The sequence below is a fragment of the Skermanella rosea genome (assembly GCF_016806835.2).
Taxonomy (GTDB): Bacteria; Pseudomonadota; Alphaproteobacteria; order Azospirillales; family Azospirillaceae; genus Skermanella; species Skermanella rosea.
In genome coordinates this window covers 3,732,704-3,752,534 of record NZ_CP086111.1, presented here as the reverse complement: position 1 = coordinate 3,752,534, position 19,831 = coordinate 3,732,704, and the positions used below count along the sequence as shown (strand labels likewise).

The 19,831-nt window shown below is 69.0% G+C and carries 19 protein-coding genes; 4 read left to right on the top strand and 15 right to left on the bottom strand.

Annotated elements, in window-relative coordinates:
• The 13 genes from JL101_RS17525 to JL101_RS17465 all read right to left on the bottom strand — a co-directional run bounded on the left by JL101_RS17525 (window position 1) and on the right by JL101_RS17465 (window position 13,006).
• The gene (locus JL101_RS17525; RefSeq protein WP_203097203.1) at window positions 1-327 is read right to left on the bottom strand and encodes a cytochrome C oxidase subunit IV family protein; all 327 of its coding nucleotides are present in this window, start codon (window positions 325-327) and stop codon (window positions 1-3) included.
• Entirely contained in the window at window positions 324-968 is a 645-nt protein-coding gene (locus JL101_RS17520) for a cytochrome c oxidase subunit 3 family protein (protein WP_203097204.1), read from the bottom strand. Before JL101_RS17520 ends, JL101_RS17525 begins: the two co-directional genes overlap by 4 nt.
• On the bottom strand, window positions 961-2,619 hold the full coding sequence (locus JL101_RS17515; protein ID WP_203097205.1) for a cytochrome c oxidase subunit I: 1,659 nt from the start codon (window positions 2,617-2,619) through the stop codon (window positions 961-963). Before JL101_RS17515 ends, JL101_RS17520 begins: the two co-directional genes overlap by 8 nt.
• A complete protein-coding gene (gene coxB / locus JL101_RS17510; RefSeq protein WP_203097206.1) occupies window positions 2,616-3,578 on the bottom strand; it encodes a cytochrome c oxidase subunit II in 963 nt (320 codons plus the stop codon). The genes JL101_RS17515 and coxB overlap by 4 nt, the downstream gene beginning before the upstream one ends.
• Window positions 3,575-4,384, bottom strand: coding sequence for an SCO family protein (locus JL101_RS17505; protein WP_203097207.1), 810 nt, complete (start codon window positions 4,382-4,384; stop codon window positions 3,575-3,577). The genes coxB and JL101_RS17505 overlap by 4 nt, the downstream gene beginning before the upstream one ends.
• Window positions 4,381-4,746, bottom strand: a complete 366-nt coding sequence (locus JL101_RS17500) for a hypothetical protein (protein ID WP_203097208.1) — start codon at window positions 4,744-4,746, stop codon at window positions 4,381-4,383. Before JL101_RS17500 ends, JL101_RS17505 begins: the two co-directional genes overlap by 4 nt.
• Window positions 4,739-5,782 (bottom strand): hypothetical protein, encoded by a 1,044-nt coding sequence (locus JL101_RS17495; protein WP_203097209.1) that lies wholly within the window; start codon window positions 5,780-5,782, stop codon window positions 4,739-4,741. The genes JL101_RS17500 and JL101_RS17495 overlap by 8 nt, the downstream gene beginning before the upstream one ends.
• Complete coding sequence (locus tag JL101_RS17490) at window positions 5,779-6,294, bottom strand: c-type cytochrome (RefSeq protein WP_203097210.1); 516 nt, start codon at window positions 6,292-6,294, stop codon at window positions 5,779-5,781. Before JL101_RS17490 ends, JL101_RS17495 begins: the two co-directional genes overlap by 4 nt.
• Entirely contained in the window at window positions 6,291-6,830 is a 540-nt protein-coding gene (locus JL101_RS17485; RefSeq protein WP_203097211.1) for a DUF3341 domain-containing protein, read from the bottom strand. Before JL101_RS17485 ends, JL101_RS17490 begins: the two co-directional genes overlap by 4 nt.
• Window positions 6,827-8,194: an NrfD/PsrC family molybdoenzyme membrane anchor subunit gene (gene nrfD, locus JL101_RS17480; protein WP_203097212.1), complete on the bottom strand. Its 1,368-nt coding sequence runs from the start codon at window positions 8,192-8,194 to the stop codon at window positions 6,827-6,829. The genes JL101_RS17485 and nrfD overlap by 4 nt, the downstream gene beginning before the upstream one ends.
• Window positions 8,195-8,197: 3 nt before the next feature.
• Window positions 8,198-11,191 carry a TAT-variant-translocated molybdopterin oxidoreductase gene (locus JL101_RS17475; protein ID WP_203097213.1) on the bottom strand — a complete coding sequence of 998 codons (2,994 nt, stop codon included), beginning with the start codon at window positions 11,189-11,191 and terminating at the stop codon, window positions 8,198-8,200.
• Window positions 11,179-11,832, bottom strand: coding sequence for a cytochrome c3 family protein (locus JL101_RS17470; RefSeq protein WP_203097214.1), 654 nt, complete (start codon window positions 11,830-11,832; stop codon window positions 11,179-11,181). The genes JL101_RS17475 and JL101_RS17470 overlap by 13 nt, the downstream gene beginning before the upstream one ends.
• A 265-nt stretch (window positions 11,833-12,097) precedes the next feature.
• Window positions 12,098-13,006, bottom strand: a complete 909-nt coding sequence (locus tag JL101_RS17465; protein ID WP_228434922.1) for a DMT family transporter — start codon at window positions 13,004-13,006, stop codon at window positions 12,098-12,100.
• A gap of 275 nt (window positions 13,007-13,281) precedes the next feature.
• On the opposite strand from JL101_RS17465, the gene JL101_RS17460 reads away from it, so the two are divergent.
• Entirely contained in the window at window positions 13,282-14,529 is a 1,248-nt protein-coding gene (locus tag JL101_RS17460; protein WP_203097216.1) for an MFS transporter, read from the top strand.
• Window positions 14,530-14,924: 395 nt separating this feature from the next.
• Here JL101_RS17460 and dcd read toward each other — a convergent pair whose 3' ends face one another.
• Window positions 14,925-15,518: a dCTP deaminase gene (dcd, locus tag JL101_RS17455; protein WP_203097217.1), complete on the bottom strand. Its 594-nt coding sequence runs from the start codon at window positions 15,516-15,518 to the stop codon at window positions 14,925-14,927.
• 597 nt (window positions 15,519-16,115) lie between these two features.
• Here dcd and JL101_RS17450 point away from each other — a divergent pair.
• The 3 genes from JL101_RS17450 to JL101_RS17440 all read left to right on the top strand — a co-directional run bounded on the left by JL101_RS17450 (window position 16,116) and on the right by JL101_RS17440 (window position 18,800).
• Window positions 16,116-17,015 carry a hypothetical protein gene (locus tag JL101_RS17450; RefSeq protein ID WP_203097218.1) on the top strand — a complete coding sequence of 300 codons (900 nt, stop codon included), beginning with the start codon at window positions 16,116-16,118 and terminating at the stop codon, window positions 17,013-17,015.
• A gap of 30 nt (window positions 17,016-17,045) precedes the next feature.
• Window positions 17,046-17,594, top strand: coding sequence for a YajG family lipoprotein (locus tag JL101_RS17445; protein WP_203097219.1), 549 nt, complete (start codon window positions 17,046-17,048; stop codon window positions 17,592-17,594).
• A 90-nt stretch (window positions 17,595-17,684) separates the two neighbouring features.
• Window positions 17,685-18,800, top strand: coding sequence for a THUMP domain-containing class I SAM-dependent RNA methyltransferase (locus JL101_RS17440; RefSeq protein WP_203097220.1), 1,116 nt, complete (start codon window positions 17,685-17,687; stop codon window positions 18,798-18,800).
• Between the two features lie 124 nt (window positions 18,801-18,924).
• Here JL101_RS17440 and JL101_RS17435 read toward each other — a convergent pair whose 3' ends face one another.
• Window positions 18,925-19,821 carry a LysR family transcriptional regulator gene (locus tag JL101_RS17435; RefSeq protein WP_203097221.1) on the bottom strand — a complete coding sequence of 299 codons (897 nt, stop codon included), beginning with the start codon at window positions 19,819-19,821 and terminating at the stop codon, window positions 18,925-18,927.
• Between the last annotated feature and the right edge of the window lie 10 nt (window positions 19,822-19,831).

Here is a 19,831-nt window from a genome sequence, read left to right as displayed (position 1 = left end):
TCAGGGCGACTCCTCGCCAAGGTGGCCGCGCGTGTAGCTGCCGGTGGGCACCGTGGTCCGGGTCAGGTAATCGGTCGCGCCGAGCGAGAAGAGGATGGCGAGCCAGAACAGGCCCGCCGCGGCGGCGAAGCGGACCAGGTTGCCGCTGTCCGCCAGCTTCATGAAGATGATGACGACCAGAAGCGCCTTGATCACGGAGATGCCGATGGCGGCGACCGCGTTGAACGGCCCCATCGGCACATAGGCCAGGATCAGCGTGGCCCCGAGGAGCGCCAGCAGGGCCACCCAGGCCAGGACCAGCGGAAGCGGCGGCAGGTTCTCCCTCATCCGCCGCTCCTTCCCACCAGGTAGATCAGCGGATACAGGAAGATCCACACGATATCGACGAAGTGCCAGTACAGGCCGGTGATCTCGACCGGCGTGTGATAGGCGCTTGAGAAGGCGCCGCGCCACGCGCGCACCGCCATGGTGGCCATCAGGCCGATGCCGATCGTGACATGGAACCCGTGCACCCCGGTCATCATGAAATACAGGAGGTAGAACAGCTCCATGGCATGGGCGTGCGGGCCGGTCTCCTCGAAACGGAGGCCCGGGACGAGGCCTTCGTGCCATTCCTGGTAGTACTCGAAGCCCTTCAGCCCGAGGAAGACGGTGCCGAGCAGCGCCGCCACGCCGAGCAGGACCGCGACGCCGCGGCCGCGTCCCCGCTCCGCCAGATGCACCGCCCAGGCGACGACGAAGCTGCTGGTCAGCAGGATCACCGTGTTGACCGTCCCGATCACGATCTTGGTATGGCGGCCGGCCTCCGCGAAGCCCTCCGGGTAGACGCCGCGATAGACCGTGTAGGCGAACAGCATGCCGCCGAAGAACAGCACCTCGGTCGCCAGGAAGATCCACATCCCGAAGACGGCGACGTCGGCCTGCTGTTCCAGGGTGGCGTACTGGGGTTCCGGCCGTATGTCAGGCATGGCCTTGGGCATCCTGGGGCTCCGGTTCCGGCCGGTACTGGTAGGGCGGGCGGGTGACGGTCGGGGTCTTGTCGAAATTGTGCTTGGGCGGGGGCGACGGCGTGGTCCACTCCAGCCCCGTCGCCGCCCACGGGTTGGCGCCGGCACGCTGGCCCCGGTACAGCGACCACGTCAGGTAGAACAGCGGCATCACGTAGCCCAGCGCCAGGATCGAGGCGCCGGCCGAGGACAGGATGTTCCAGAACTGGAATTCCGGCGGATAGGAATGGTAGCGCCGCTCCATGCCCAGGTAGCCCAGGATGAACTGCGGGAAGAAGGTCAGGTTGAACCCGACGAAGATCAGCAGCGCCGCGATCCGCGCCCACCATTCGTGATAGATGCGGCCGGTGATCTTGGGCCACCAGAAATGCAGGCCGGCGAAGTAGGCGCTGACCATGCCGCCGACCATGATGTAGTGGAAATGCGCCACGACGAAGTAGGTGTCGGTGACATGGACGTCGAACGCCAGGTTGGCGGTGAACAGCCCGGACAGGCCGCCGGTCGTGAACAGCCCGATGAAGCCCAGCGCGTAGAGCATGGGCGCGTCGAAGCTGATCCAGCCCTTGTGCAGCGTGGCGGTCCAGTTGAACACCTTGATCGCCGACGGCACGGCGATGATGTAGCTGAGCAGCGAGAAGACCAGTGCGGCATAGACCGACATGCCGGCGACGAACATGTGGTGCGCCCAGACCAGGAAGCTGACCGCGGTGAACGACACGCTGGCCCAGGCCACGAACTTGTAGCCGAAGATGGGCTTCCGGGAGAAGCACGGCACGACCTCGCTGATCACCCCGAACCCCGGCAGGATCATGATGTAGACCGCCGGGTGCGAGTAGAACCAGAACAGGTGCTGGAACAGCAGCGGATCGCCGCCCAGCGCCGGGTCGAAGATGCCCACCTGCAGCAGCCGTTCGACCGCCAGCAGGGCCAGCGTGATCGCCAGCACCGGCGTCGCCAGCACCAGGATGATCGCGGTCGAGTAGTTCGACCACACGAAGATCGGCAGCCGGTACCAGGTCATGCCGGGCGCCCGCAGCCGGTGGACCGTGACGATGAAGTTGAGCCCGGTCAGGATCGACGAGAAGCCGGAGATGAACACCGCCGAGATCGCCAGGATCACGTAGCTGTTGGAATACATCGTCGAGAACGGCGTGTAGAACGTCCATCCCGTGTCGACGCCGCCGGCGATCACGGCGAACAGGGCCACCACCCCGGCGGCGACGAACAGGTACCAGCTCAGCAGGTTGATCCGGGGAAACGCCAGGTCCTTCGCCCCGATCATCATCGGCAGCAGGAAGTTGCCCAGCGTGTTCGGGATCGACGGGATCAGGAAGAACCAGACCATCACGATACCGTGGATCGAGAACAGCCGGTTGTAGGTGTCCGCCGCGAAGATCCCCGGCGGCGTCACCAGGTTCAGCCGGATCATCGCCGCCGCGGCTCCCCCGAAGAAGAAGAACACGGTGATCGTCAGGGCGTAGAGGATCGCGATCCTCTTGTGGTCGTGGGTCAGCAGCCAGGAGCGGAGCGTCGATCCGCCCTCGGTCAGGTAGTTGGGCGGCTGGGCGGCCGGCCGGGCGGTGACGGCCCTGTCGGGAGAGGTGGCGGTCATGGGGCGGGCCTTTCGCCGGTACCGGGGGATGCGTTCCCCAGCGACTTCACGTAGCTGACGATCTTGAACAGGTCCTCCTCGCCGATCTGCCCGTCGAAGGAGGGCATGACGGCGGGATAGCCGGCGGCGATCCGGGACTTGGGCAGCAGGATCGAGTCCCGGATATAGCCCTCGTCCGCCGTCACCATCGACCCGTCGGCCAGCGGCACCGGCCGGCCGAACAGCCCTTCCAGCGGCGGGGCATGGACGGTGCTGGCGGGACCGTGGCAGCCGCTGCACCCGTACTGCCGGAACAGCGCCGCCCCCTGGGCTACCAGCGTTTCGCCCGGTCCCTGGGCGTCGAGCCAGCGCTGGTAGTCGCCCTGTTCCATGACGGTGACGATGCCCGTCATGTGGGCGTGCTCGGTGCCGCAGAACTCGGCGCAGAACAGGCGGTACTGCCCGACCTTGGTCGGCCTGAACCACATGGACTCGTAGCGTCCGGGCAGCACGTCGCGCCGGATGCGGAAGGCGGGAACCGCGAAGTCGTGGATCACGTCCTGCGATGTCATCACCAGCCGGATCGGGCGATCGACCGGGACGTGCAACTCGTTGATTTCCCGCTGCCCGCCGGGATGCTCGACCTTCCACATCCATTGCTTGGCGACGACGAAGATGTCGGTCGTGTCGTCCGGCGGCCGGTGCAGCTTCAAATAGAGGTTGGCACCCCAGAAATAGAGGCCGAGGAACAGCACGAAGGTCGCCGCCGTCCAGCCGACCTCCACCCGCCAGGTCTTTCCCAGCCGGTTGCCGCGCTCGGCTCCGCTGTTCCGCCGGTAACGCACGCAGAACACCACCATCAGGCCGAACACCAGCGCCAGGATCATGGCGCTGGTGATCATCAATCCTGCGAACAGCCAGTCCATCTCGCCGGCATGGGCCGATGCCGTTTCGGGAAGGAAGTGGATGCCCTGGTTCATCGGGCACCCCCCGAAGGCTTGCGCGAGGCCAGGAAGATCAGCAGGCCCAGGGCGGCCACCGTGAGGATGCCGCCGGCCCGGACGATATTGCCGATCACCAGGCTGTATCTCCCGTGGGCCGGGTCGTAGGCGTAGCAGAGCAGAAGCAACTGGTCCGCGACCGAGGCGACGGTCCCGCGCGAGGCGTCGATCAGTCCCAGGCGCAGGTCCAGGGGGTCGTAGCCGATGCCCAGGACGTAGCGGGATATCCTGCCGCCGGCCGAAACCAGGGTGACGCCCGCGGGATGGGCGAACTGCCCGATCGCCGGATCGTAGCGGTAGGGGAAGCCCACGGTGTCGGCGAGGCGCCGCACCTCGTCTTCCGGACCGACCAGGAAGCGGGCCGCCCCGGCGAAGGCGGGATCGCGGTCGAAATGCCGGGCCTTGAGGGCCGCCGCGTCCCGGGCGGTCTCCCTCGGGTCGATGCTGACCGCAACCAACCCATAGTCCCGGCCCGGCGTCAGGGGCACCTGGGCCAGCGCCGCCGACAGGTCGCCCAGCACCAGACCGCACAGGGTCGTGCAGCGGAAATAGTCGAACACCAGCACCACCGGCCTGCCCTGGCCGAACAGGTCGGCGGTCGAGACGCTCCGCCCCTGGTCGTCGACGAGCCGGACGTCGGCGGGCAGGACGGCGCCCGGATGCTGGTCGAAGGCGAGGCCGGCGAAGCCCTCGGCCGGCAGGGTCGATTGGGCTCGGACGGGCAGGGCGGCCAGGATCGCGACGACCATCGCGGCAAGCAGGGGAACGGTTCCGGGCAGCTTCATCGCGCCGTCTCCGGCCAGTCGGGGATGCCGCGCTCCAGTACGCGGCGAGCCGCCTCCTCGATCGGGATCCGGACGACCCCCCGGTCCCGGTCGATCCAGCCGTAGCTGGCGCTCTCCCGTGCCGCCCTCGCGCGATAATCCCTCATGTCGCCCAGGGGATCGGGCTGGAGCCTGGGTTCGGGCATGCGGTCCTTCAGAGCTTTCGGCGCGTCGGCGGTGCCTCCGGGAAAGACCAGCAGCAGGCCGGCGACGGACAGGGCGATCACGCCGGCGACGATGGCGGCCAGCAACCCGACCACCCGGGACGGCACGTCGGCGGTCTCGAACCGCGTGGTTTCGTTGGTGGAGACGCGGTCAGCCATGCCGCACCCCGGCATCCGGGCGTCCGGCATCCAGGCGCCACAGGAACAGCGCTGCCGACAGCCCGCCGATCGCCAGCGTCGCCGCCGGGGCGAACCAAGTCATTCCCGTGGCGTCGAAGCCCGGCAGCACCAGCCACCAGCTTTCCAGCAGATGGGCCGCCAGCAGCAGCACGCAGACGGCGGCCAAGCCCCGGCGGCTCCGCTTGACGCGCGGCCAGAGCAGCGCCAGGAAGGGCAGGAGGCCCTGGGCCAGGAACACCGCCAGGGCGGCCCATTCCCAGCCCCCCTCCAGCCGTTTCAGGTACCAGGTGATCTCGGTGGGCATGTCGGCTTCCCACACGATCAGGAACTGCATGAAGGAAAGGTAGGCCCACAGCAGGATGGCCGCGATCAGGAGGCTGCCGAGGTCCCGGCGAGGGCTCTCCCCGACCGAGGGAGCGGCGCTCGCGGCGAGCGCCGCCGCCGCCAGGGCGGTCAGCAGGAAACCGCTGATGACCAGCATGCCGTAGATGCTCGACCCCCAGTCCGGCTCGATCGACATCAGCCAGTCGAACGACGCGAAGGTCGCGGTTACCCCCATGACGATCAGCCCCGGCGCCGCGAAGGACTTTCCGCGCCCGGCCAGCACGGCCAGGAGCGCCCAGGCGGCGAAACAGGCCGCCGCCCGCGCCAGGAAGAAGGGCGTGTTCAGGTAGAAGGTGTTGGGCAGCTTCGCCGCCTCCTCCGGACGTGCCCAGGGGTAGAGGTCGGGCAGGCTCAGCAGGACAGGGACGAAGGCCAGCGCCGCCACCGGCAGCGTCGTCGCCAGCGCCTTCAGGGGAGCCTTCGTAGCGTCGCCCCAGCGGCCTCCCGTCAGGTCGTGGGCCAGCAGCAGCATCACCGCTCCGACCGGAAAGCCGATCCAGAAGGCCCAACCGGCCAGCCAGCCGCGCAGCACCGCTTCCCGGTCGAAGCCCAGCCCCAGCCCGCAGACGGCGCCGCCGCCGAGGACCGCCACGGCGGAGGCGCCATAGGCCATGCGGGACGCGCGGGTCATTCGAGCTTCTCCCGCGCGGCTTCGGGCAGTTCCGCGACATCGGCGCTCCGGCTCTCCTGGAGGACGCGGACATAGGCCGCGATGGCCCAGCGGTCGGGCGGCTGGACCCGGTCGGCGTAGGAATACATCACGCCCCAGCCGTCGGTGACGACGTCGTAGAAATGCCGCGTCGGGGCAGAGCGCAGCCGATCGATGTGGAACGACGGCGGCGCCGGGAATCCGCGCTTGACGATCATGCCGTCGCCCTCGCCCTGGAAACCGTGGCAGGGGGAGCAGTACACGTCGTAGCGCTCATGCCCGCGCGCCAGCAGGGCGGCGTCCAGCGCGGGCACCGGGGGGGCGACATCCTCGCGGGCGACGGTGTGCTCGGGAGGTTGGAGCGGCCAGCGCTCCCGGCTCGGCAGGTCGGCGGCCGGCTCCCAGGTCTTGCTGCGCGGCTGCTCCGCCAGATTGTCGCAGCCGGCGGCCAGCACCAGCATCAGGGCGGTGATCGCGGCACTCCCGGGCCTCATGCCGGCACCTCGGAGAGCCGGACGGGGTCGTGGACATGCAGCAGCCGGCGCAGGCGGTCGGGGTCGAAGCGGGGGTCGCCGGCCTCGATGCAGACCAGGAACCGGTCGCGCGAGGCCCGCTCGATGCCCGGCGCGTCGAAGATCGGGTGGTACAGCAGCGGCATCCGGCAGGCGCGGAGCAGGGCCGCCGTGCCGGCCAGCACCATGCACAGGATCGCCAGCTCGATCGTCGTGGTCCCGAAGGCGGGCCAGCTGTTGAGCGGCCTTCCGCCGATATTGAGCGGGTAGCCGATCACGGACCCGTACCATTGCAGGAAGAAGCCGCCGGCCGCCCCCACGACGCCGGCCGCGAAGACGACCAGGGGCGTGCGGGAGGGGCGGCGTTCCAGGATCTCGTCCACGCCCTCGACCTGTTCGGGGCTGTAGACCTCGATCCGGCGGAAGCCCGCGGCGCGCAGCCGCTGGAGGGCCGCCAGCATCGGTTCCGGCCGGTCGAACTCGGCCACCAAGCCATAGGGGCGGGGGGCGTCGCTCATCGTCCGCCCTCCCGCTTCTTCTTCCGCACCAGTTCGCGCATCTCGAACATGGAGACCATCGGGATGAACCGCAGCAACAGGAAGAAGCCGGTCAGGAACAGCCCGGCCGACCCGGCCAGGGTCGCCCAGTCCCAGAAGGTCGGGGTGAAGACCGCCCAGCTCGATTCCGAATGGTTCCGGTGCAGGCTGGCGACGACGATGACGTAGCGTTCGATCCACATGCCGACGACCACGCCGGCCGCTATCGTGAACAGAACCGGCTGGTTGAGCCGCGCGGCCCGGAACCACAGGAGTTGCGGGATGACCGCGTTGAGGACGATCTTCGCCCAGTACCACGGCGCGTAGTGGCCGGTCAGGTACGACAGGACCACCGTGATCTCGGCATGTTCGCCCCGGTAGAACGGCATGAAGATTTCCAGGCCGTAGCTGTAGCCGATCAGCAGGCTGGTGGTCAGCATCAGCCGGGCCAGCACGTCGAGGTGGCGCGGCGTGATCACGCCGTCCAGGTCCAGCGCGCGCCGCAGCGGGATCACCAGCATCAGGACGACCGCGAACCCCGACAGCACGGCGCCGAACACGAAATAGGGCGGGAACTGCGTCTCGTGCCAGCCCGGCACCAGCCCGCCCGCGAAATCCAGGCCGACGATGCTGTGGACCGAGATCACCAGCGGCGCCATCAGGCCGGCCAGCACCAGATAGGCGCTTCGGTATTCCCGCCAGTGCAGCGACGATCCCTGCCAGCCCAGCGCCAGGATCCCGTACAGGACCCGCTGCCAGCGCCTCACAGCGCGGTCCCGCAACGTCGCCATGTCGGGGATCAGGCCGATATACCAGAACAGGACCGAGGCGATGACATAGACCAGGATCGCGACGAAGTCCCAGTGCAGCGGGCTGCGGAACTGCGGCCACGTCCCCATCGTGTTGGGGTAGGGGAACAGCCAGTAGGAATACCACCAGCGCCCGAGATGGATGACCGGCATGATCCCGGCGCAGGCGACGCAGAAGACCGTCATGGACTCCGCGATGCGGTTGGTGGCGCTCCGCCATTCCGACCGGGTCAGGAAGAACAGGGCGGAGATGATGGTCCCGCCGCTCGCCATCCCGACCCACCAGACATAGTTGCCGATCGCGAAACCCCAGGCGACCGGCCAGCCGACTCCCCAGATGCCGACCCCCCGGATGAACAGCCACGCCAGGGACACGACGAACAGCAGCAGCAGGGACAGCGACAGGCCGAAGCCGATCCACCACCACGCCGGCGTCTTCCGCTCCAGCACCAGGTCGCTGACATGGTCGGTCACCGACGTTTCCGAAACGCCGGGCTCCAGCACGCGCCTGGTCTCGTCGAACGCCGCGGCGGTCATGGCTCAGGCCTCCCCGATCTCGGGGTTGGGATTGCGCAGGCGCGCCTGATAGGTCGTCCGCGGCCGGGTATTCAATTCCTCCAGGACGCCGTAGTCGAGCGGGCTCGCTTTGCGCCGGTTGACCCGACTGTCCGCGTCGTTCAGGTCGCCGAAGACGATCGCCTCGGTCGGGCAGGCCTGCTGGCAGGCGGTGCGGATCTCGCCGTCGCGGATCGGCCGCTGCTCCCGGTCCGCCTCGATCCGGGTCTTGCGGATGCGCTGGATGCAGTAGGTGCATTTCTCCATCACGCCGCGCGCCCGCACCGTGACGTCCGTGTTCCATGACATCGCCAGCCGGGGATCGTCGTGGGAATAGTCGAAATAGTTGAACCGCCGGACCTTGTAGGGACAGTTGTTGGAGCAGAAGCGGGTGCCGACGCACCGGTTGTAGACCATCACGTTCAGGCCGTCGGTGTCGTGGACCGTCGCCGACACGGGGCAGACCACCTCGCAGGGCGCGTGCTCGCAATGCATGCACGGCATCGGCTGGAAGAAGGTTTCCTCAGGCGCATCCGGCTCGCCGCTGTACCAGGTATCGACCCTGATCCAGTGCATCTGGCGGTTCCGCAGCACCTCCTCCTTGCCGACGATCGCGATGTTGTTCTCCGCCTGGCAGGCCGTGTTGCACGCGTTGCAGCCGATGCAGGAATTCAGGTTGATCGCCATGGCCCAGGCGTTCCGGTCGTACTCGTAGGGCGGATAGAGCGATTCCTCCGGCCCGGGCCGCTGCGCGAAGTCCGGATCGTGCAGGAACTCCTCCAGCGTCGCCGCGCGCACCGCGTCGTTGGACTCGATCATCTGGTGGTTCTGGGTCGAGGCGAGCGGATGGGTTTCCTGCGTGGGCCGCAGTTCCAGCCCCGCGAAGTGCCAGGGCGACGCCAGCGGGCGCAGCCCGAAGGCATCGAAGCCGACATTGCTGCCGACCTTTCCGGCGACGCGCCGGCCGAATCCGAAGGGCAGGGTGACGCAGTCCGGCGCGTGGCCCGGCAGGATCCAGACCGGAGCCCGCACCTGTCCCGCCGAGGTCGCAAGCTCGACCACCCGACCGTTGGCGAGGCCGAGCCTGCGCGCCGTCACCGGGGAGATCAGGGCCGCGTTGTCCCAGGTCAGCTTGGTGTGGGGACGCGGCAGTTCCTGAAGCCAGCCGTTGTTGGCATAACGGCCGTCGCGCAGCCAGGGATCGGGGCGGAACAGCGCCGTCAGCGTGCCCTCCGCCGGGCGCTCTGGCGGGGCGGGCAGCCGTCCGGCGAGGCCGGGGACGACCCGGACCTGGATCGGCGGGGCGGCGGTATCCGCGACGATCCCGGTCCGCACGCTTTCCGCCCAGAAGGCGTCGAAGTCCGCCGCGCCGCTCCCGCCGGCGCGCTCCCGCCAGGACTCCCGCAGCAGCCCATAGGCGTCGGGCCGCGGCTCGCCGGCCGTCACCGCGAGCAGTTCGAGCGGCGACCAGCCATTCCACAGCGGCCGGAGCTGCGGCTGGAGAAGGGTGACGGTGCCGTCGAAGGCGCGGGCATCGCCCCACCGCTCGAACTCGTGCGCTTCCGGCACGTGCCAGGTGCAGAGGATGGCCGTCTCGTCCACATGGGTGCCGAGATGGACCGACAGCGGCACCTTCGACAGGGCCTCCGCGAATCCCAGGTCGGCGGGCGCCGTGAAGACCGGATTGGACCCGAGGATCAGCAGGGTATCGACCTCGCCCGCGGCCATGTCGACCACCAGGTCGGCGATCGAGCGCGAGCGATCGACCGGCTCGGCCTCCACCGGGTCGATATGGGTCACGGTGTTGCCCGGGGCTCCGAGCGCCTCGTTGATCGCGTGGACCAGGGCATGGACCGATGCCGACTGCGCGGGACCGGCATGCACCAGGGCGGCGCCCCGGTGGCCGGCGAGGTCACGGGCGACCGGCGCCACCCAGCCGGGGCCGCCGCGCCATTCCGCCGGCCCGATCCCGAGTTCCGCCGCCAAAGCCCGCAGCGCCGTCTCGATCTCGTCCGGGCGGGCGACGAAGCGGTGGTCGGCCCGCGAGCCGGCCAGGGTCGGCACGCTTTCCACGGCGTAGAGCCGGTTCATACCAGCCGGATCGCCTTCCTCCGGCGCCCGCCGGCGCCGGGCGAAATCGCGGGCATGGCGCAGATGCCCCGGCGCGCCCTCCAGGAAGTCGCTTTCGACCGCCAGGATCACGTCGGCCCGATCGACATGGGGGATGGTATCGACCCGCCGGTCGAACGCCAGCAGCGAGCCGGCCCCGACATTGCCGGGAGCCTCGGCCTCCCACCGGTGCCAGCGCAGATCGGGGAAACGCCGGCGAAGCCCGTCGATGCGGGCTGCCAGCGTCGGCGAGGTCACGCTTCCGGTGAGGATGCGCAGGCCACGGCCCCCGCGCGCCGCCAGTTCCGCCGAGCGCGTCGCCAGGGCCGTCACGAAAGCATCCGCCCCGGCGAGATGCCCCCGGGTCCGCACCGCCTGGGACCGGTCCGGGTCGTAAAGATCGAGGATGCTGGCCTGGATGATGCTGTCGGTGGCGCCGAGGCTGGCCGGATGGTCGGGATTGCCCTCCACCTTCAGCGGCCGGCCCATCTGGTGGGTCAGCAGCACGCCGTCGGCATAGCCGCCCCGGGTGACCGCCGTGGCGTAGGTCCGCGCCACGCCGGGAACAAGCCCCTCCGGCATCTCGACGTAAGGCACCGCCTCGTCGGCGCCGCCGGCCGGTCCGCAGGCCGTCAGGCCGCCGAGCGCGAAGGAGGCGCCCATCAGCTCCAGGAACCGCCGACGACCGACCTTCACCTCGTCCAGGGCCGGCAGTCCCGGAAACTCGCGCTGGAGCATCTCGGCGACCGCAGGCTCCGCCGCCAGCTCGTCGAGGCTGCGCCAAAGCTCGCGGCCCCGCTTTCCCTCCAGGCGGCGTGCCAGGTCGGCGCGGACGTCCTCGGCGCGGGTCTCGTCGTTCATCGGTGGCATACGGAACAGTCCGACAGGGTGGCGGGGTGGATGTCGTAGGCGGCCAGGAGCTGTTCCCCCGTGGGGGTGTCCGGCGTCGGCTTCCAGTCCGTGTCGAACACCTCCTCGCGCGGGCGGAGGTTGGGGGCGGGGTCGCGGTGGCAGTCCAGGCACCAGCCCATGGACAGGCTGGAGGCCTGCCAGGTCAGCGGCATCCGGTCGATCTGCCCGTGGCAGGTGGTGCAGCCGACGCCCTTGGCGACATGGATGCTATGGTTGAAGAAGACGTAGTCGGGCAGGTCATAAACGCGGCTCCAGCGGATCGGCTCCCCCGTCGCCAGGCTCTGCCGGACCGGGGCAAGCACCTCGGCGTTGGTCCAGAGCTGCGAGTGGCAGGTCATGCAGGTGTGCGTCGGCGGCATCCCCGCGTTGGCCGAGACCTCGACCGAGGTATGGCAGTATCGGCAATCCAGGCCAAGGCCGCCGACATGGTGCTCGTGGCTGAAGGGGACCGGCTGAGGCCGCACGAAACCGACGCGGGTGTAATAATCGATACTGGGAAATACCCAGCCGCCGACGAAAAGCGTCAGCAGGCCGGCGGCCGCACCCAGCAGGACGAGCTTGGTTATCAGGTTCGCTTTTGGACCGAAGACCGCTGCCATCGCTCAGCGGCAGTCCGGGCGTGTCGGCTTGTCCAAGGTGACCCGCGGAAGGGCGGATGCGGCATCGGTTTGCATGTGATCTCTCGACAGCGGGCCGGGTGATGCTGTTCGGGAAACCAGCCAGTGGTGCATTGGTGCCGGCCGATCGCGAAATTTAATGTTCGCGAAAGGTCGGTTTCGATACGGCCCCTGTTGCATTGCCCCGGTGAAGGTTTAAATGGCAGGGATTGCCCTGGTCGGTCAGGCTTGCCGGAGAACGGCCCGGTCATGCCGGCGCCCCGGCCCGCGGCGGGCGCGCCGCCAGCGTCACGCCGACCACGATGACGGCGATCGCTATGCCTTCGATGGGCGTCGGGATCTCTCCCAGGATGGGGATGGCTATCAAGGATGCCATCACCGGGACCAATGCTACGATCGCGGTGGCCGCCCCCGAGCCGAGGAGGGAGACCGCCCTGTTGAAGGTCACGATGGCGACCGCGCTCATCAGGACGCCCTGATAGACGGTCTGGACCACGACTTCCTGGATCGGGGCGCTGCCGAGGCGGGCGAGGTCGAACGCCAGGTAGGCCGGCAGGAACAGGACGGCCGACCAGAAACAGATCAGCGCCGCCGCCTGGATCGGGGCGAGGCCGCTCCGCCGGAAGCGCAGCGTATAGAGCGCCCACATGGCCGAAGCCAGGAGCAGGCAGGCGAACCCCGCCGGGCTGGGGGACGCTCCGGACAGCGACGCGCCGACGGTCAGCCCGACGAGGCCGGCGATGATCGCGGCATATCCCGCGAGACGGCCCCGGCCGGGCCGCTCCCGCAGGGCCAGCCACGCGATCGCTCCGGAGAAGACGGGCATCATGGTCGGGGTGACCGACGAGGCCTGGGCGGCGGAGGTGAGCTGGAGCCCCATCGCGACGAGCAGGACGAAGGGCGCTCCCCAGAGCGCCGCGAACAGCAGTCCCTCGGTCCAGGCGCCCTTCGGCATCCGGCCGGCCCGGCCGAGCAGGACCGGCAGCAGGATCAGCGTGCCGAACCCGAACCGCAGCGCGGTGATGTCCCAGACGCGCAGTTCGCGGGTAACGCCGAACCGGGTCACGACGAACCAGCCGGCGAAGATGGTCACCGTGACCGCGGCCCAGGCGAATCCACTCAGGACAGTCCGGAGGTTCCGCTCCCGCGGCGTCAAGGCCCGCCGTCCCCGGCCCCCGGGCGTGCGCGCTGGTGCCGTCCGGCGTCGATCGGTGAGTCCTGTGGTTCCATGCTGTAGCTTCGGATCGCCATGCTGCTCGCGTCTGGCCCCACAATGCTCCGGCACCGGCGGCATGGCAACCTTCGGACATCCGAGCGCCGCATCGGGGTCAGGCGACGCGAAAGCCCGACCCGCCTCCGCCCATCCGGCGCATGGCAGGTCCTGCGAATCCGCCGGTTGACAGGATTCCCAGCCCGGCGCAGACAGATCGGATGACCCAGCGCTCCCCCCTCATCACGCCTGTCCTCCTCGCCGGCAGCCTTGTGGTGCTGGTCGGGTTCGCCATCCGCGCCTCGTTCGGCGTCTTCCAGCTTCCCATCGCGATGGAGTTCAGTTGGCCCCGCGCCGAGTTCTCCCTCGCCATCGCGATCCAGAACCTCGCCTGGGGCTTCGGCCAGCCGCTCTTCGGCGCGCTGGCCGAGAAGATCGGCGACCGCAAGGCGATCATCCTCGGGGCCTTGGCCTACGCGCTGGGCCTCGTGCTCTCGGCGGGTGCCACCTTGCCGATCCAGCACCACCTGTACGAGGTGCTGGTGGGCCTGGGCATCGCCGGCACGGGCTTCGGCGTGGTGCTCGCCGTCGTCGGCCGGGCCTCGTCGGACGAGAACCGCTCCATGTCGCTCGCCATCGTGACCGCAGCCGGGTCCGCCGGGCAGGTGGTCGGGCCGCCGCTGGCCGAGGGACTGCTGGCGCTGATGCCGTGGCAGGGCGTGTTCCTGGCCTTCGCGGCGCTGATCCTGGCGGTGCTGGCCGTGCTGCCCTGGATGCGCTCGCCCGCTCCCGTCTCCAGGACCGAGCTTCAGCAGAGCATGGGGTCGGTGGTGCTGGGCGCGCTGCGCGACCCAAGCTTCGCGCTGATCTTCCTGGGGTTCTTCTCCTGCGGCTACCAGCTCGCCTTCATCACCGCCCATTTCCCGGCCTTCGTGGCCGAGGTGTGCGGGCCGATCATGCTGGGCAGCGTGCTGCACGCAATGGGGATCACGACGACCGGCGCGCTGGGCGCCGTCGCGATCTCGATCATCGGGCTCGGCAACATCGCGGGCACGCTGGCGGCGGGCTGGGCCGGCAAGCGCTACACCAAGAAATACCTGCTGGCCGGGATCTACACGGGCCGCACCCTGGCCTCGGCCTGGTTCATCCTGACGCCGATGACGCCGACCACGGTGCTCGTGTTCTCGGCCGTGATGGGAAGCCTGTGGCTGGCCACCGTGCCCCTCACCTCGGGCCTCGTCGCGCATCTCTACGGGCTGCGCTACATGGGCACGCTCTACGGCATCGTGTTCCTCAGCCACCAGCTGGGCAGCTTCATGGGCGTCTGGCTCGGCGGGCGGCTCTACGACGCCTATGGCAGCTACGACGCCGTGTGGTGGATCGGCGTCGGCATCGGTGCCTTCAGCGCGCTCGTCCATCTCCCGATCCGGGAAACCGCACGTCCCTTGGTGGCGGTCCCGGCCGAGTGAGCTGGTGAAGTGGATCTTGAGTCACCGGACTCCGGATCCCAAGACGATCGCGCATGACGCAAGTCGCGATGCCGGGAAAGCCGCCTGCCGCTAGGTCTCGCAGTGCGGTATGGTACATAAGGAAGCCCCGCCGCTTCGCCGCGACGGGGCTTTTAGTCTAGAGCGTCTCATTGGGCCGGCTGCCGCCGCGATCCGGCTGCGCAATACATACCATCCCGCCGTCTTGTCCGCCGGTTATCTTCCGGGGAGCTTCGGACACGTCGGGCCTTGGACAGCCGGCTTCCACCTTCGGGTCGGGCGACAACCGCTTCGATGGTTTCGAAAAGGCGCCCCGTACGGCATGCCCGCCACCCGCAGCTTCCGAGACCCCCGCCTCGGCGGCGAGGGGTGCGCCCTCAATCCTTGAGCGGCTGTTCCAGGTTGATCCGGCTTGGCAGGGGATCGAGCTGGTCGCGGTACTTGGCGTCGGCCCGCGCCGCGTAGGGCTTGGAGGTCGGCGACATCAGCGTCTCGAAGCTGAGCGCGCAGATGCGCATGCCGGGCCGCAGCGCCAGCGGCAGGCGGCCGCAGTTGAAGAATTCCAGCGTGATGCGGCCGTTCCAGCCCGGATCGATCGTGTGCGCCGTCGCATGCACCATCAGGCCCAGCCGCGCCAGGCTGCTGCGCCCGTCGAGGCGCCCGGCGATGTCGTTCGGCAGCAGGATTCGCTGCACGGTGATGCCCAGCACCAGTTCGCCGGGATGCAGGAAGAACGACTCCCCGGCGGGTATCTGTACCCGGTCCATCAGCTTGTCCGGAACCTGGCTGGGGTGCCCCACGGGCGGCGCAAGGTCCACGAAGGCCGCCTTGCCGGGCGGGAACACCTGGAAAGTGTCCCCCAGCTGGAGATCGACCGACATGGCGCCGATCTGGCCTTCCGTCGGCATCGGGTCGATCTGGATGCGTCCCTCGGCGAGGTATCGGTCAATATCGACGTCTGAGAGTTTCATGCCTTCCGAACCTTCTGCCGGGACCGCAAACGCAATGCCTCCGGTCACTGCCACGGTGTTCTCTATAGCCCGATCGATGCCCCTCGACAAGGAAGTCGCCGGAGCGGGGCGTGGTGCCCGGGCGGAGCCCTGTCCCCACGGGCCGCCCCTCGGCTCGGGAAGGCGGCGCCCGCGGCCCGTCAAGGTCGTGGCCGGACTTGATCCACGGCTGTCCGGCACGGTACTTGCTCATCATCTATTGAGAAAATTCCTAATGACAGTTTTCTCCTTCGGTTCGTCATCCGCGGGCTTGACCCGCGGATCTCAAGGCACGGAGCGTTCAATGCATCCCGTGAAAGATGGCCGGATCAAGTCCGGCCATGACGAAAACGGAGTGCTTCTGCCCGGAACTGATCCTTTCGCAGATTCAGCAAACAACGTGCTAGACAGCCGTGGATCAAGTCCGGCTAAGACGAAACGGGAGCGGATCTGCCTGCGCTTGAAGCCTGTGCATGCAGACAACCATCGCGCCAAACAGCCGCGGTCTTGACCTGCGGATCTCGATGCATCAAGGCTTCCGCCGAATCCCGCCATGATGAAAAGGATGCAGTCCGGTCCATGTCCCATACCTTGGAAGCGAGGGCGACCGCCACCCCGGCCGTCATCCCCGGCGATCCGCCCGCATCTGGCGGGACCTCCGCCCCGGTAGCGGCGTTCCGGGAGATCGTCGCCGCCCACGGGGAGCGGACGCGCCGGCTGAGGGACACCGTGTCGTCCCTGTTCGTGGAGAACCGGGACCTCTCGGACTATGCCGCGGACGGCGGGCCGCTGCCCGACCTCGTCCTGGTCGGCGACAACCCCGGCCGCAGGGAGTGGGAGAAATCCGTCTATCTCTGCGCGGCGGGGCGCGCCGGACGGATGGCGCACGCCTTCTTCGACGGGATCTACGGCCCGGGATCGTTCCGGTCCAAGGTCATGGTGCTGAACAAGAGCTCCTACCATACGCCGCGCACCGCGGGGCTGACGCAGACCCTGAGGGACGGCGTCGGCGATTCCGCCGTCGATCAGGCCATTCGCCACGACCAGGAGGAGAACGCCCGCCTGATCGCCGAGATCGTGGCGCTGCTCGGCATCCCGGTCGTGACCATCGGCATGGAGAGCGGCGGCGCGACGTTCCGGGACTTCCGCCGGACCCTGGAATCCCGCTTCCGATCCTTGGGAGAGCCGCCGGCCCGTTTCCAGGGGCGGAACCTTCCGTCCCCCTTCCGCAAGGTGCCCCACTTCTCGCTGTCGAAGATCTTCTGCCGGAACAGCGATCCGCGATGGAACGCCGCCATGGACCGGTTCCTCGATGCCTGGGAGAGCAGGACCCCGGGGTTGAGGACCGGCAACGGCAACGTGTCTTCCAAGATCCTCCTGGAGGGCCGGGACAAGGCCATGCTCTCCGACTATCTCTCGACGGTGATCATGGAAGCGGGCGATAGGGTTGATTTCGGGTTTCCCCCAAAGATGGGGTGACAGGCCCGGATCGGTGTGTACAAGTGCGGTATGCGTCACGTCGTCCTTCTCCTCGCCATCATGCTCGCCGCCTGTCAGACCCCGCCCGGCGCGGTCCATCCCCGGATGCCGCAGATGGTGGTCCCCGTCGATCCGCAGGAACCTCCGCAGCCGAGGGACGCGACCCTCCGGCAGGGCATCGAGGTGGGCGAGATAACGCTGCAAGGCAGCGCCGCGGGGCAGATCGCCGGCGTCGGCGCGATTTCCCGCACCGATCTGCGGGAGGCGCTGATCAACACGCTCGCCAGCCGCGGGCTGCTGGCGGCGAGCCGCCCGGCCTATCGGCTCGACATGGCGATCTCCGGCGCGAGGACGCCGGCCATACCGGGACCCTTCGAGACGGAGATCGGCATCACCGCCGCCTATGTCCTGAGGGACGCCGGGACCGGGGCCGAGGTCTGGCGCGCCGACATCGACACGAGCGCCGAGCGGAAGGTCACCGCCGGCCTGCCGGAGCCCGTGCTGATGGAGCGGGACGCGCTGGAGCAGGCGATCCGCGACAACATCGCCCGGATGCTGGAGCTCCTCTACCGCCGCTGAAGCCCCGTCCAGCCGCCTGCGTGGTCGCGCAAGGAACGATTGCGCGAGAAAGGTGTCGATGATCGCGCGCCGGGGCGATATGTAGGCGGGATGAACACGGACGCCGATTTCGAAATCTTCCTGGTGACATTTCCCGGCCTGGAGCCCGTCCTTTGCGCGGAGGCGCAGGCCAAGGGCTTCAGGGACCCCACCGCCGTCAAGGGCGGCGTGACGGTGAGGGGCGGCTGGCCCGAGGTGTGGCGGGGGAACCTGGAGATCCGCGGCGCCAGCCGCGTCCTCGCGCGCATCGGCGCCTTCCGGGCCTTCCACCTGGCCCAGCTCGACAAGCGGGCGCGCCGGCTGGCCTGGGGCGACGTCCTGCGGCCGGACGTGCCCGTCCGCGTCGAGGCGTCCTGCAAGGGCTCCCGCATCTATCACGCCGGCGCCGCGGCGCAGCGGATCGCGACCGCGATCCGGGAGGAACTGGGCGCCCCCGTCTCCGCCGAGGCCGAGATCCAGGTCAAGGCGCGGATCGACGACGACCTCTGCACCGTCAGCATCGACACGTCGGGCGAATTCCTGCACAAGCGGAACCACAAGGAGGCCGTCAACAAGGCGCCGATGCGGGAATCGCTGGCCTCGCTCTTCCTGCGGCAATGCGGCTACGACGGCGCCGAGCCCGTCGTCGATCCCATGTGCGGGTCGGGCACCTTCGTGATCGAGGCGGCGGAGATCGCCGCCGGGCTCCATCCCGGCCGGTCGCGCCGCTTCGCCTTCGAGCTGCTCGCGGGGTTTGACGAGGCGGCCTGGCAGCGCCTGCGCGGGACCGGCGGCGGACCCAGGCCCGACCTCCGTTTCTACGGCAGCGACCGCGACGCGGGCGCCATCGCCATGAGCCGCGCCAATGCGGAGCGGGCGGGCGTCGCCGACCTGACGGAGTTCCGGCACCACGCGATCAGCGACTTGGCACCACCCGCCGGCCCTCCCGGCCTCGTCATCGTCAACCCGCCCTACGGCAACCGGATCGGGGACAGCAAGAGCCTGTACCCTCTCTACGGCGCCCTCGGGCAGACGCTTCTGGCGCGTTTCTCCGGCTGGAGGGTCGGGCTGGTAACGAGCGACGCGGCGCTCGCCCGGGCGACCCTGCTGCCGTTCCTGCCGCCGTCCGCCCCGGTGACGAACGGGGGCGTGCGGGTGACCCTGTTCAGGACCGGCTCCCTGCCGTAAGGACGATTCGGTTCCGGCATGCCCGGGAGGCGGAGAAGGCCTGCGGACAGGCGCGCGAAAGGCTGAGCGCCAACCACCGCACCTTTGGCTTTGCATCTGCGACAATCGAGACCTCGTCGGCCTCTCAGGTGATCACCCGGTTCGCGCGCAGCCGCGCCGCCGCGAACTCGACGAACGCCTGCACCTTGGCCGACGCGTTGCGACCTTCGGGATGGACGACGTGGATCGGCAGCGGCTCCTCCTCGAACTCGCCAAGGATGGTCCGGAGGCCGCCGTCGAGCAGATCCGGCGCGATCATGTAGGACAGTACGCGGGCGAGACCCCATCCGGCACGCGCCGCGATGATCCCCGCCGCGTTCGAGTTGCAGAACAGGGCCGGCTTGACGTGGGCGACGATCTTTCCCCCCGGCCCGAAGCGCCAATCGAGCGATGGCCAGGCACTGGTCACCGCGATGACGCGGTGCCGGGCGAGCTCGATCGGGTGTTCCGGAACACCGTGGCGCTCGAAATAGGCGGGTGCTCCGCAGATCACCCGGCGCACCGATCCGACCCTGGTCGCCCGGTGGGTCGAATCCGGCAGGTGCCCGATCCTGATCGCGACATCGATGCCCTCGTCCACCAGGTTGGTGACCCGGTCCAGCAACAGCACCGTGCCCGTCACCTCCGGATAGGTTTCCAGGAAGTCCATCATGATCGGCATGATGTGCATCTGGCCGAACTGGACCGAGGCGGTGACCGTCAGCCCCCCGGTCGGCTTGGCGAAGGATCCGGCGGCGGAGGCCTCCGCCTGCTCGATCGCCGCCAGGATGCGGCGGCAGTCCTCGACGTAGCGATGCCCTGCCTCGGTCAGTTTGACGGATCGCGTGGTGCGGACCAGCAGCCGCGCGCCGATCAGATCCTCCAGCGCGGCCACGGCGCGCGTGACGGCCGGCGGGCTCATGTGCAGCTGTCGCGCCGCCTCGGCGAAGCCGCCCGTATCGGCGATACGCACCATCACTTTCATGGCGTGGTGGCGATCCATTCCCCTTTGT